Source organism: Pseudotenacibaculum sp. MALMAid0570, from assembly GCF_040151415.1.
In the GTDB taxonomy this organism is placed as follows: Bacteria; Bacteroidota; Bacteroidia; order Flavobacteriales; family Flavobacteriaceae; genus Polaribacter.
On sequence record NZ_JBDKWF010000046.1, the window covers coordinates 220,891 to 233,164 of the forward strand.

Below are 12,274 nucleotides of genomic sequence, written 5' to 3' on the forward strand. Positions count from 1 at the left end.
CTTCTCGTTTCTTGAAGGTTTTTCATAGCATTTTTCCCTTGAAACGTCGAACGATTCATAAGCTGCTTCATTAACTAACTAAACTACAATGAGAAACTAACTTTATACATCGTTCACTCTATAGTTACAGCAGTCAAAAAACGTTACCCAATAAATTTTGATTTTTTTCTAAATAGAAATAACAAGAACAAAACACCTACTACAATAGCAATGTATAAAAAGTAATTAGGTTCTTTATCTAACTCTCCCGCATCGCCTATCAAGATAAATGAAGACCAGTAATAAGGTGATTGTGCTGACAATTCATGAGTTTTGAGATATCTTCTCTTTGCGTTGTTAAGCGCTTCCAATTTGGTTTCTCCTTTGTTTAGGTTCTTGTAAAAATCAGTCATAATTCCTGAGGTAGATTTGTCATTCACCTCCCATAAAGAAGAAACCACAGATTTTGATCCTGAGTAGAAAAACCCTCGTGCTAAACTCAATACTCCCTCTCCCTTAGCAACTTCTCCTAAAGAAGTATTACAAGCACTTAAAGTAACCAAATCTGCATTGTTCTTGTAGGTGTACAATTCATGCAACTCTAACTTTCCGTCTGAAAAAGCAATCCAAGGATTCTTCCCTGCATCGGCATGTGTAGCTAAATGAATGATTTGTGACTGTGAACTGTTCGCTAAAAAATCTTCTTTGCTTGCAGTGTCTTGAAGCTTTACAACTCCTTCAAACTGCGTATTAATCTGTTCTAACTCTAGTTTTGAGTTTTGTAGACTTGGCAACGACTCAAAATTGATGGGTGAATATCCTATGAAAGACTGCTTCGTTTCTCTTTTAAGTTCTTTGTTATGTTGTAAAAAAGAATACGAATACGAATAACTTATATCAGTATCTTGAATCAAATAGTGGTTATTTTCTTTTGAAGTAATGAAGGCTTCAAAAGGAAGATTTTGTAAATCTCCATCTGGTATAATCAATAAATCTTTCCCTTTGATGGATTCTTGAACCTCTTCTGGAATTAATTGTTGATGCAATTGATAAGCTACCTTTTGATATCTCTTTTGATCTTCTCTAGTTGCAAAGGGTTTAGAGATAAGTCTTTTGTAATCTATCAATCTAGCTTTTAAAGAATCTACATGATCTATTTCAAAGGTAGTTGCTGATGTTTTGGTAGTTACTAGCCCTAAAGCAATTTCCTTTTCATCATCAAAATTATTCCAGATATAAGAAATCACTGCTTCATTGTTTGAAAGTTCTTGTTGAACTTCTGACAAAGGAACTTGAGTTACATTAATTTTCCGATCAAAGTATTTAGGAAACTGAAGTTGTAAAGAATCTACATATTTCTCATAGTAGATTTTAGCATTGAATAACGAATCTTGCAATGCTTTAGATTCTTGACTTGCTAGATGATTTTCTAACTCATACATCTGTTTTTTAAGCTGTGTATCCTTATCAGAAATGTGTTTGGGCAAGTTTTGAAACTCGGTGTTCTTTAAAACGCCTTCACTTAACAACAATGCTTTGCTCTTTTCCATATACGAAAAAGCCAAATCAGCGTCCCCTAATAAATGAGCTGCATAAGAACCATATAAATATGCTTGGGAAGCTTCTCTACGCCATATTAATTGAGTGGATTCCTCATTACTTGAATTATTGATAATTGCTACTAAATCATCAATCGTATTCATCAATTTTTCTATTTTTAGGATATAATTTTGTTCTTTAAGTTTATGATACATTAGAATATAAACTTTCATTTTCTTAATAAAGAGCGATAGTGTTTTTTCCTTATTACGGATAAAAAACAATTTAGATTTAATATTAGAATTGTTTAAATAATCAGGGTTTAATTGATCAAAATCAATAGCCTTATTAAGATATAATAGAGATTTTTTGTAATCTCTCTTTAAAAGGTAATAGTCACTAAAATTTTCATATAAATATACCCTATCATATGTGCGGGTTTTCATATAATTCTCACTTTCTTTTAAATAATATTGAGCACTATCATTTTTCTTAAGATTATATATATGTGAAATATCTGATAAACGTCTGCCAATTAATAATGAATCTTTAGATTTAAAACTTAAATCTAAAATTTTAAAATAAAAAGATTTTGCTTTCTCTAAATTAAAAATATTTGAATTACTATATAAGTTAGCATATGCTATATTTTCATTTAAATTCATAGCTGAAGAAAACTTAATATTCTTTTTAAGTTCAGATATTTTCTTCATAAACATTAGAGCCTCTCCAATACTTTGTTTAGTATCTATGTGCTCCAAAACCGTCACTAAACTGATATAGTTGCTATATAAATTTCTATAGTCCTTTATACTTCTTAGGATATTATTTCCTTTCTTAATATAATCTTTTGCTTCTGAATATTTTCCTTTCTTTAAAAATATTCTTCCCAATTCAGCATATGCTTGACCAGTTTTCTTTTTATAATTGTTTAAATTAATTACTTTAATCTGGCACTCAACAGCTTCTTCATATTGATAATTTAGTCTGTAAAAAAGTCCTAGATTATGAAGAGCTATAGAATAAGTTTTGTCAACAGTTTCAATAGATTCTAATGTTCTAACCTCCACATTAGCATATTTAAGAGCTTTGAAATAGTTCCTTTTTCGAAATAAATTAATAGAATAGTCATGGGCTATCTTGGCTAATGATTTAAAATCCTCACTAACTTCTGATAAGGTAATTAAACTATCGGTCGTTCTTTCTAAGTTAGATTTATTTGTTGTTTTTAACTTTTTATATACCTCAAAGTAATTCTGGCTATGCATGTTAATACTTATTAACATGCATAGCCAGAAAAAAAAATTTTTTTCATCTAACATTATTTACAAATAGTAATCCCAGGAACTCTATTATAATAAAAAGTAATTCCTTCTTCAACATCAACAACAGGATCAGCATCAAATGTATCTGGTGGAGGTTGAGGAGTAAAGTGCCAGATCTCCGCTTGAGGGTTATTAGAACAACTTTGTACTTGAAATACGCCAAAAACTTCAATATAACTTTCTCGAATACTTTGCTTTTGACTCTCAGACACCCAGTTAGCATAAATTACAAAAACCTTATTAACAGAAGTACTAGAAGATACTTCTTTAACATCAAAAGTTGTTTTTGGATTTTTTGCTTCTTGGAAGCTAAGCAAGATTATTCCTAAAAATAATACAATAATCGTTTTTAAATTTTTCATTTTATAAATTTTAAAGTTCAATTAATAGTGACTCCTTTAAAAAAATGTTACCCACTCAAATATAAAATTTTATTTTTGTTTCACAACTGAGACATTTTTATGAAGAACAGTTCTTATTTTTTAAATGCTTTGGCTACCGGAAACTCCCTAGAGATTCAATCTATTTATAAAGATTGTTTTCCTTTTGTGCGTAAGTTTGTGATGCAAAACAAGGGTAATACTGAAGATGCAGAAGATATTTTTCAAAAGGCTCTGTTGCAAATTGCTGTTCGATATAAAAAGGAAAAATTTGAAATCAAAAATACTTTTGAAGCTTATTTATATACAGTCTGTAAAAATTTATGGCGAAGAGAGTTAAATAAATCAAAAAACAGGGTAACAAACAACGGAGTTGTGGAACTAGTTACTGAAGAGAAGGATCAAGCTATTGCAATAGTTGAGCAAAAAAGACAAGAATTATTTACCGAAAAACTGCAGTTAATCTCAGATAATTGTAAGAAGATTTTAAACCTGTTCTTTGCCAAAATTTCCTATGCAGAAATTGCCAGAGAATACGATTACAGTTCTGAGACTGTTGTTCGTCAACGTGTTTTTAAATGTAAGAAACAATTGATGGGGCTCATAAAAAAAGACCATCGTTATCTTTCTTTAGTAGAAGTATGAGTCTAGAAGATGACATATTAATTGAACGTTTTCTAAACGGTGAGCTTTCCAAAGAAGAGAGAAAATCTTTTTTAGAGAGAGTGAATAGTGATGTCGAGTTTAAAGAACATGTTACTTTAGAAAAACAGCTTAGAGAATCATTGGATGAAAACTCTTGGAGTTTCTTGGAAGAAGATGACAATCCTGAGGTAACTGAGTTTGAAGCTATTTACAAAAGTGAAGAAACTCAAGAACTAAAAAAAACAATCGCCCAAGCTCAGGACGAATACAATAAAACATCTGTTCCTAAAAGAAAAAATTGGTTGGCATATTCAGCCGCAGCATCTGTTTTAATTTTTATTGCTTATAATGTATTTAACCTCTCTCCTAAATCTAATGATGCGTTGTTTTCTTCTTATCTTCAAGGAACCGATTTGCTTGCTTTAGTAGATAGAAGCGATTCCATCAATCAACTTGCCAAAGCTCAAGTATTTTTTGACAAAAAAGAATATCAAAAGACTATAGAAATTTTAACTCAAGTTGTAGATACTTCAAAAAATGGAAATGTGTATTTATATCTGGCTCTTTCTCAAATAGAGTTACAAAAGTATGATGAAGCCGAAGTAACGCTCAACAAATTAATTAATAGCAATCTTCTCGATGCACAAAAAGGTTATTGGTACAAAGGTTTGTTATATCTAAAATCGGATCAAACCGAAAAAACTAAAGAAGAATTACAAATCATTATTGACAGTTCTTACTTTAAAAACAAAGAAGCCAAAAAGCTTATAAAGAAATTAAAATAATTTTTTTCTTATCTTTCTCTTGCTAAAGAAAAAGAATTGCTATGCTTACAAAAGTCTATGGTAGTGCCGTTTTTGGTATTGAGGCTACCACAATTACCGTTGAAGTTAATATTGATAAAGGGATTGGTTATCATCTAGTAGGATTACCAGATAATGCAGTTAGAGAAAGTTCTTTTCGAATTTCAGCTGCATTAAAAAATAACGGATACAAACTTCCAGGAAAAAAGATTACTATTAATATGGCTCCCGCCGATTTACGAAAGGAAGGAGCGGCATACGACCTTACCATTGCAATTGGAATTTTGATGGCTTCCAACCAAATTGAATCTAATCATATTGATGATTATTTAATTATGGGAGAACTTTCTTTGGACGGAAGTTTACAACCTATTAAAGGTGCACTACCCATTGCAATCAAAGCAAAAGAAGAAGGTTTTCAGTATTTGATTTTACCCATAGAAAACGCTAAAGAAGCAGCCATTGTAGAAGGACTTCATGTTTTGGGAGCAAATAGTATTCAAGAGGTTATAGATCATTTTAATAATTGCCAACAGATACTTCCAACTGAAGTAGATACAAAAACGGAGTTTTACAAACACATCGACTTTCCTGAATTTGATTTCGCAGATGTGAAAGGTCAAGAATCTATTAAAAGATGTATGGAAATTGCCGCTGCGGGAGGTCATAATATTATTTTGATTGGTCCTCCCGGAGCTGGGAAAACCATGTTGGCCAAACGATTACCTTCTATTCTTCCTCCTATGTCGCTACAAGAAGCCTTGGAAACTACCAAAATTCACTCTGTGGTTGGAAAAACGAAGAACAATGGATTGTTATATGAGCGTCCGTTTCGTTCTCCACACCATACGATATCAGATGTTGCTTTGGTGGGCGGCGGACAATATCCTCAACCTGGAGAAATTTCTATGGCTCACAACGGAGTGTTGTTTTTAGATGAATTACCTGAATTTAAAAGAACGGTTTTAGAAGTAATGAGGCAGCCTTTAGAAGATAGAGAAGTAACTATTTCTAGGGCAAGATTTACTGTTACTTATCCCAGTAGTTTTATGTTAGTGGCTAGTATGAACCCCAGTCCGTCCGGTTTTTTTAATGATGGTTCTAGTCCGTTAACTTCTTCTCCTCAAGAAATGCAACGTTATTTAAGCAAAATCTCTGGCCCTTTATTGGACAGGATTGATATTCATATCGAAGTGACTCCTGTTCCTTTTGATAAATTATCTGATGAACGAAAAAGTGAACCAAGTAAAGAGATTAGAAAACGTGTTACTCATGCTAGAGAGATTCAAACCAAACGCTTTCATGAACTCGAAAACATACATTACAATGCTCAGATGAATGTAAAACAGATTCGGAAATTTTGCAAGCTATCTGAAGAAAGTAAATCGCTTTTAAAAACTGCGATGGAAAAGCTAAACCTTTCTGCTAGAGCTTACGATCGGATCTTAAAAGTTGCTAGAACTATAGCAGACTTAGCTTTCGAAAAAGATATTTTACCCAATCATATTTCAGAAGCAATTCAATATAGGAGTCTAGATCGTGAAGGCTGGTTGGGTTAAAAAATTACCGGAATTACAAACAAGTAATATAAAATCAAAAAGATCACAGCTAGAATGTTTAAAATGACTCCAGCTCTCACCATTTGATTTACTTTGACGTAACCACTTGCAAAAACAATAGCATTGGGTGGCGTTGCCATAGGCAACATAAATGCACAGCTTGATGCCATCGTTACGGGAATGAGAACATTTAACATCGGAATATTTAATCCAATGGCAATTCCTGCCACAACAGGAGCTAGTACTGCTACCAATGCTACATTGCTCATCAACTCAGTCATAAATAGCATGAGAACAATTAACAAGCTTACAACTACAATAGGACTAAAGCCTCCGTTCTGAATTGCTTCTGTAATTACATCTACCAAACCACTTGAAGCCATTCCTTTAGCCAAAGCCAAACCTCCTCCAAATAAGAGTAATATACCCCAAGCAAGTTTGCTGGTATCATTCCATTGTAAGACAAAAGTTCCTTTTTTAAAATTCAACGGAATCGCAAATAAAGAGATGGCTCCAATCAAACTAATAATTGTATCGGAAAGTTTCAATCCTGGGAAAATTTTATTAATAATAGTTCTAGTAATCCATAAAAAAACTGTGATTGAAAAAATAGTGAGTACTCTTCGTTCTTGTTTTGATATTTTTCCTAACAACTTCAACTCATCTGTAATTACACTTGCCGATGTAGAAAACTGAATATGATTACATGGAAACATCCATTTTACCAAAACCCAATAGCATACTCCAACCATTAGAATTGAAAAAGGTAATCCCATACTCATCCATTTCACAAATGAAATTTCTATGTTGTATTCGCTTTCAAGTAATGCAATTAATACCGAGTTTGGCGGTGTTCCAATTACAGTAGCTATTCCTCCTGCATTGGCTGAAAATGCAATTCCTAGCATCACACTCAAGGCAAAATTTCGATCTCCTTTGGTGAATCCATCTTCGTCATCAATCAATAATTTAATGACAGAAATGGCAATAGGCAACATTACTACTGTACTAGCCGTATTACTAATCCACATACTCATAAAGGCGGTGGCTAACATAAACCCGAGAATGACTTTATTGGGCGTAGTACCAGTCATTCTAATAATGCTTAAGGCAATTCGTTTGTGTAAGTTTACTTTTTCTAGTGCTAAGGCTAATACAAATCCTCCAAAAAATAAAAAGATAATTGGGTGTCCGTAGTTGGCTCCTACATCTGGCGCATTCATAACTCCTAACAATGGAAATAAAACTAGGGGTAATAGTGCCGTAACAGCAATGTGTACTGCTTCAGTTATCCACCAAATCACCATCCAAACGGCTACAGCAATAACGGCATCACCTGTTTCAGAAACCAATTGAAATGGAAGGTTTACAATAATTATAAATAAAATAGGAGCTAAGAGTAAACCGATCTTTTTGGAAAGTGCCATGAATTGGATTTGAGTCTAAAAATAAAAAAACCTCTCTAAATGAGAGGTTTTTTTATATCTAAAAGCAAAGCAGTCTTAATTTTAAGACTACAAACGATTTTTTAGTATCTATAATGCTCAGGCTTGTATGGTCCTTCAACAGTTACACCAATATAGCTTGCTTGATCTTCACGTAACTCTGTTAATTCAACACCAATTTTAGCTAAGTGTAATTTTGCTACTTTTTCATCTAAATGTTTAGGTAACATATACACTTCATTCTTGTAAGCATCAATATTGTTCCATAACTCTATTTGAGCTAAGGTTTGGTTAGTAAATGAGTTACTCATCACAAAACTTGGGTGTCCTGTTGCACATCCTAAGTTTACCAAACGTCCTTCAGCCAAAACAATAATGTCATTTCCATTGATTGTATATTTATCTACTTGAGGTTTGATCTCAACTTTAGTAGCTCCATGATTATCATTCATCCAAGCCATGTCGATTTCATTGTCAAAGTGACCAATATTACATACAATAGTCTTGTCTTTCATCGCCTCAAAATGTCTTCCTTGAACGATGTCTTTATTTCCTGTTGTAGTAATTACGATATCTGCATTTCCTACAACTGTTTCTAATTTCTTCACTTCAAAACCGTCCATTGCAGCTTGTAAAGCACAAATAGGGTCGATTTCAGTAACTGTTACAATAGAACCAGCACCTCTAAATGAAGCAGCTGTTCCTTTTCCAACATCACCATATCCACAAACAACTACTCTTTTTCCAGCCAACATTACATCTGTAGCTCTACGAATCGCATCTACCGCAGATTCTTTACATCCGTATTTGTTATCAAACTTAGATTTTGTTACAGAATCGTTTACGTTGATTGCTGGCATAGGAAGTGTTCCAGCTTTCATTCTATCATATAATCTGTGAACTCCTGTTGTAGTTTCTTCAGATAATCCGTTAATTCCATCTACTAATTCTGGATAACGATCTAAAACCATATTCGTTAAATCTCCTCCATCATCTAAGATCATATTCAATGGTTTTTTATCTTCCCCAAAGAATAAAGTTTGCTCTATACACCAATCAAACTCTTCTTCATTCATTCCTTTCCAAGCATACACTGGTGTTCCAGCAGCAGCAATTGCAGCAGCAGCTTGATCTTGCGTAGAGAAAATATTACAAGAACTCCAAGTTACTTCTGCTCCTAAAGCTTGCAATGTTTCGATTAGCACTGCTGTTTGGATAGTCATGTGTAAGCATCCAGCAATTCTAGCTCCTTTTAAAGGTTGCTCTTCTTTATATTCTTCTCTTAACGACATTAATCCTGGCATTTCTGCCTCTGCCAATTCGATTTCTTTTCTTCCCCAAGATGCTAAAGAAATATCTTTAACTTTGTATGGTACGTAAGTAGATGTATTTGTACTCATCTGAATTATTTTTTTATTCTATTTTTAAGACCGCAAAGGTACGGAATAACTTTTTAAAATATGCCTGTTTATAAAAGGATTGATGTTAATGATGATACCAAGGTTTTGATTTGGAAGATTGAAGAACCATTGGCAGTTTTATTATCTGGAATTGAATTAACTCAGAATAGCCAAAATCGTATGGATTCCATGCGATCCGAAATACATCAAAGAGGTTTTGTTAGCATTCGTCATCTATTAAAGGAAGTAGGATATTCTGATGCTGATTTAATTTATGACGAGTTCGGAAAACCTCATTTAAAAGATGGAACTCATATTTCTATTACCCATTCTTTCACTTTTTCTGCTATTGTGATTTCTAAAAAAGGCCCTGTAGGAATTGATATTGAAATGCAACGAGATAAGATTGTGAAAATTGCTCATAAATTTACTCCAATTGAAGAGTATAACACGATTGCCAATCATAATGCTTTGGTGAGTAAGCTGACAATAGTTTGGGGAGCCAAAGAATCGTTGTATAAAATTTACGGAAAGAAGAAGTTATTGTTTTTACACCACATCAATATTGAAGATTTTAGATTTGCTGATGAAAAAACAACAGGAGAAATTCGTTATGAAGGTTACATCTCAAACCATATAGTTCACTTTTTAGAATTTGAAGGGTTCACCTGTGTTTATGCTTATTAAATAGTTGAAAATTTTATTTGTACAAATGAATTTATGATACAAGAGCAAATTTCTATCGAGAACTTCTTATTTTCGCTATTGTGAATATCTACCAAGAGATTTTAGTTGCAAAAGAATCTGGTCAAAAATTACTAGCCGTTTTGATTGACCCAGAAAAAATTCAAATAGATCAGATTTATTCTTTTGTAAAATTGGTAAACGAATCTATAGCCACTCACATATTTGTTGGAGGAAGCACAGATAGAGATCATAAAATAGAATCTGTTGTTAGAGAAATTAAAAATTATACAACACTTCCAATCATTCTTTTTCCTGGAAATGCGGATCAAATTACATCTGAGGCTGATGGAATTTTATTCTTAAGCTTAATCTCAGGAAGAAACCCTGAGTATTTAATAGACCAGCAAATTGATGCAGCTTTAGAAATACAAAAATCAGGTTTAGAAGTAATTCCTACGGGATATATCTTAATTGATGGTGGAAAAGAAACCTCTGTTCAACGAGTTAGTAAGACCAATCCTATTCCTCAAACAGAGTATGAATTGATTTTAAAAACTGCCTTAGCCGGAGAATTTTCTGGGAAGCAATTGATTTATTTAGAAGCAGGATCTGGAGCTAAAAATCCTGTAGGGGCTGTAGTTGTTAATTGTGTGAAAAGTAAATTAAAAATTCCTTTAGTTGTAGGAGGAGGAATTCACTCTATCAATCAGTTAAATAATGCCTATAATTCTGGAGCAGATATGGTGGTAATTGGAACTGCTTTTGAAAATGATTTAACCTTTTTTAATCAAATTAAGAAGGGTGAAAATCAACCCATTATAAAATCAGAATCCAATCGTTATGAATGATATCATTGATTTCTTCATTGACCCATATAGAGATGCAACATTATTTAATATCTTATTAGAAATTGTAGCAGTTATTTCAGGAGTTTTAAGTGTTTGGTATGCCAAAAAAGAAAGTATTTGGGTCTATCCAACCGGAATTATAAGCACTACTATTTATGTTTACATTTGCTATCAATTTACCTTATATGGGGATTTAATTATTAACATATATTACACTTTGATGAGCATTTATGGCTGGTATATGTGGGCAAAACTAATTGATGATCATCATATAGAAATTACTAGAACGAATAAATCAGATAAGTTAAAAGCTATCGGAATTTTTGTGTTTACAGCTGCATTTGTTGTTGCTGTTTATTTATACTTTAATCGATTTGATAGAATTACAGATTATTTCGACACATTGACTACCGGAGTCTTTTTTGCTGCAATGTGGTTGATGGCAAACAAAAAAATTGAACATTGGACATTATGGATTATTGGAAATATTATTTCTGTTCCTTTATACTTTATAAAAGGGTTAGGTTTTTCAGGAATTCAATTTACTATTTTCCTTGTTTTGGCTTATTTAGGATATAAATCATGGAGAAAAACCTTAGACAAGAAGACATCAACATTGTAAAAATAGTTTTGTTTGGTCCAGAAAGCACAGGAAAAACAACACTCTCTATTCAATTAGCCAAACATTATAATACAGTTTGGGCTGAAGAATATGCGCGTCCTTATTTGCAAAAAGTATGGAATCAAGAGCGAAGAACTTGTGAACCTCAAGATATTCTTCCCATTGCTTATGGACAAATAGCTTTAGAGAACAGGTTAGCCAAAAGAGCTGATAAAATATTGATTTGCGATACCGATCTTTTAGAAACTAAAGTCTATTCTGAAGAATATTATGGTGGCTTTGTAGATCCTTTGTTAGAAAAAGCCGCAACAGAAAATACTTATGACTTGTATTTCCTTACCTATATTGACACTCCTTGGGTTGAAGATGATTTAAGAGATAGACCCGAACAGCGATTGGAGATGTTTAATGCTTTTAAAAATGCATTAGACACATACAATAGACCTTACATTTTATTAAAAGGAGATAAGGATACTCGTTTTAAAACTGCTGTTGAAGCTATTGACGCTATTATGAAAAATAGAAGTAACCTTTACTCCTATTCAGATTCTTTAAAAGATGAATAAAGAATCTATTTATAATGAATTACAATTCAAAGCTGTTCGTAGCTCTGGAGCTGGAGGTCAGCATGTAAATAAAGTATCTTCTAAAGTAGAGCTCTCTTTTGACCTTATCAATTCTATTTCCTTTTCTGATGGAGAAAAAGAAATTTTACAAAAAAACTTATCTTCTCGTTTAACCAAAAGTGGGGTATTACAATTGGCTTCTGGAGAAAGCAGGAGTCAACATTCAAATAAAGAAAAGGTCATCAAACGTTTTTTTGAAATTATTGAGAAAGGTTTGATTGTTCCGAAGAAAAGAAAAACCACAAAGATTAGTAAAGTTCAAAAGCAAAAACGATTAGAAAGTAAACAGAAACAGTCAGCAAAAAAGAGCCTAAGGAAAAAGCCAGATGTTGAATAAAAAGGAAAGAGAGTTGCTTAACACAACTCTCCTTTATAATTACTCCCCCAGTAAAAGGAATCAAAATTTTGATTCTCCC

The 12,274-nt window shown here is 32.6% G+C and carries 12 protein-coding genes; 8 read left to right on the plus strand and 4 right to left on the minus strand.

The features are described 5' to 3' along the window. Positions 1 to 143: 143 nt before the first annotated feature. Together AAON49_RS05725 and AAON49_RS05730 are read right to left on the minus strand one after the other, a co-directional pair. Entirely contained in the window at positions 144 to 2,786 is a 2,643-nt protein-coding gene (locus AAON49_RS05725) for a CHAT domain-containing protein (RefSeq protein ID WP_349553275.1), read from the minus strand. 53 nt (positions 2,787 to 2,839) lie between these two features. Then, a complete protein-coding gene (locus tag AAON49_RS05730) occupies positions 2,840 to 3,205 on the minus strand; it encodes a hypothetical protein (RefSeq protein WP_349553276.1) in 366 nt (121 codons plus the stop codon). 99 nt (positions 3,206 to 3,304) lie between these two features. On the opposite strand from AAON49_RS05730, the gene AAON49_RS05735 reads away from it, so the two are divergent. The 3 genes from AAON49_RS05735 to AAON49_RS05745 are packed head-to-tail and all read left to right on the plus strand — an operon-like array spanning position 3,305 to position 6,230. Then, the gene (locus tag AAON49_RS05735; protein WP_349553277.1) at positions 3,305 to 3,868 is read left to right on the plus strand and encodes an RNA polymerase sigma factor; all 564 of its coding nucleotides are present in this window, start codon (positions 3,305 to 3,307) and stop codon (positions 3,866 to 3,868) included. Continuing rightward, on the plus strand, positions 3,865 to 4,653 hold the full coding sequence (locus AAON49_RS05740) for a CDC27 family protein (RefSeq protein ID WP_349553278.1): 789 nt from the start codon (positions 3,865 to 3,867) through the stop codon (positions 4,651 to 4,653). Before AAON49_RS05735 ends, AAON49_RS05740 begins: the two co-directional genes overlap by 4 nt. Before the next feature lie 41 nt (positions 4,654 to 4,694). Next, a complete protein-coding gene (locus tag AAON49_RS05745) occupies positions 4,695 to 6,230 on the plus strand; it encodes a YifB family Mg chelatase-like AAA ATPase (protein WP_349553280.1) in 1,536 nt (511 codons plus the stop codon). Here the strand turns inward: AAON49_RS05745 and AAON49_RS05750 are convergent. Both AAON49_RS05750 and ahcY read right to left on the minus strand, forming a co-directional pair. After that, complete coding sequence (locus AAON49_RS05750) at positions 6,227 to 7,657, minus strand: SLC13 family permease (protein WP_349553282.1); 1,431 nt, start codon at positions 7,655 to 7,657, stop codon at positions 6,227 to 6,229. The two genes, AAON49_RS05745 and AAON49_RS05750, sit on opposite strands and share 4 nt — an antisense overlap. A gap of 101 nt (positions 7,658 to 7,758) precedes the next feature. Beyond that, the gene (ahcY, locus tag AAON49_RS05755; RefSeq protein WP_349553284.1) at positions 7,759 to 9,075 is read right to left on the minus strand and encodes an adenosylhomocysteinase; all 1,317 of its coding nucleotides are present in this window, start codon (positions 9,073 to 9,075) and stop codon (positions 7,759 to 7,761) included. Between the two features lie 60 nt (positions 9,076 to 9,135). Between ahcY and AAON49_RS05760 the strand changes: the two genes are divergently transcribed. From AAON49_RS05760 to arfB, 5 genes are all read left to right on the plus strand, one after another. Next, complete coding sequence (locus tag AAON49_RS05760) at positions 9,136 to 9,762, plus strand: 4'-phosphopantetheinyl transferase family protein (protein ID WP_349553286.1); 627 nt, start codon at positions 9,136 to 9,138, stop codon at positions 9,760 to 9,762. 80 nt (positions 9,763 to 9,842) lie between these two features. Then, entirely contained in the window at positions 9,843 to 10,610 is a 768-nt protein-coding gene (locus AAON49_RS05765; protein WP_349553287.1) for a phosphoglycerol geranylgeranyltransferase, read from the plus strand. Then, positions 10,603 to 11,232 (plus strand): nicotinamide riboside transporter PnuC, encoded by a 630-nt coding sequence (pnuC, locus tag AAON49_RS05770; RefSeq protein WP_349553289.1) that lies wholly within the window; start codon positions 10,603 to 10,605, stop codon positions 11,230 to 11,232. The genes AAON49_RS05765 and pnuC overlap by 8 nt, the downstream gene beginning before the upstream one ends. Then, on the plus strand, positions 11,193 to 11,798 hold the full coding sequence (locus AAON49_RS05775; protein WP_349553290.1) for an AAA family ATPase: 606 nt from the start codon (positions 11,193 to 11,195) through the stop codon (positions 11,796 to 11,798). The genes pnuC and AAON49_RS05775 overlap by 40 nt, the downstream gene beginning before the upstream one ends. Next, entirely contained in the window at positions 11,791 to 12,195 is a 405-nt protein-coding gene (gene arfB, locus AAON49_RS05780; RefSeq protein WP_349553291.1) for an alternative ribosome rescue aminoacyl-tRNA hydrolase ArfB, read from the plus strand. Before AAON49_RS05775 ends, arfB begins: the two co-directional genes overlap by 8 nt. Positions 12,196 to 12,274: the final 79 nt, after the last annotated feature.

What these genes read in the sequence shown, in the direction of transcription:
- ahcY (WP_349553284.1), bottom strand. Translation starts at nt 9,075, where the DNA reads ATGAGTACAAATACATCTACTTACGTACCATACAAAGTTAAAGATATT.
- AAON49_RS05750 (WP_349553282.1), bottom strand. Translation starts at nt 7,657, where the DNA reads ATGGCACTTTCCAAAAAGATCGGTTTACTCTTAGCTCCTATTTTATTT.
- AAON49_RS05735 (WP_349553277.1), top strand. Translation starts at nt 3,305, where the DNA reads ATGAAGAACAGTTCTTATTTTTTAAATGCTTTGGCTACCGGAAACTCC.
- AAON49_RS05775 (WP_349553290.1), top strand. Translation starts at nt 11,193, where the DNA reads ATGGAGAAAAACCTTAGACAAGAAGACATCAACATTGTAAAAATAGTT.
- AAON49_RS05745 (WP_349553280.1), top strand. Translation starts at nt 4,695, where the DNA reads ATGCTTACAAAAGTCTATGGTAGTGCCGTTTTTGGTATTGAGGCTACC.
- arfB (WP_349553291.1), top strand. Translation starts at nt 11,791, where the DNA reads ATGAATAAAGAATCTATTTATAATGAATTACAATTCAAAGCTGTTCGT.
- AAON49_RS05730 (WP_349553276.1), bottom strand. Translation starts at nt 3,205, where the DNA reads ATGAAAAATTTAAAAACGATTATTGTATTATTTTTAGGAATAATCTTG.
- pnuC (WP_349553289.1), top strand. Translation starts at nt 10,603, where the DNA reads ATGAATGATATCATTGATTTCTTCATTGACCCATATAGAGATGCAACA.
- AAON49_RS05740 (WP_349553278.1), top strand. Translation starts at nt 3,865, where the DNA reads ATGAGTCTAGAAGATGACATATTAATTGAACGTTTTCTAAACGGTGAG.
- AAON49_RS05760 (WP_349553286.1), top strand. Translation starts at nt 9,136, where the DNA reads ATGCCTGTTTATAAAAGGATTGATGTTAATGATGATACCAAGGTTTTG.
- AAON49_RS05725 (WP_349553275.1), bottom strand. Translation starts at nt 2,786, where the DNA reads ATGCATAGCCAGAATTACTTTGAGGTATATAAAAAGTTAAAAACAACA.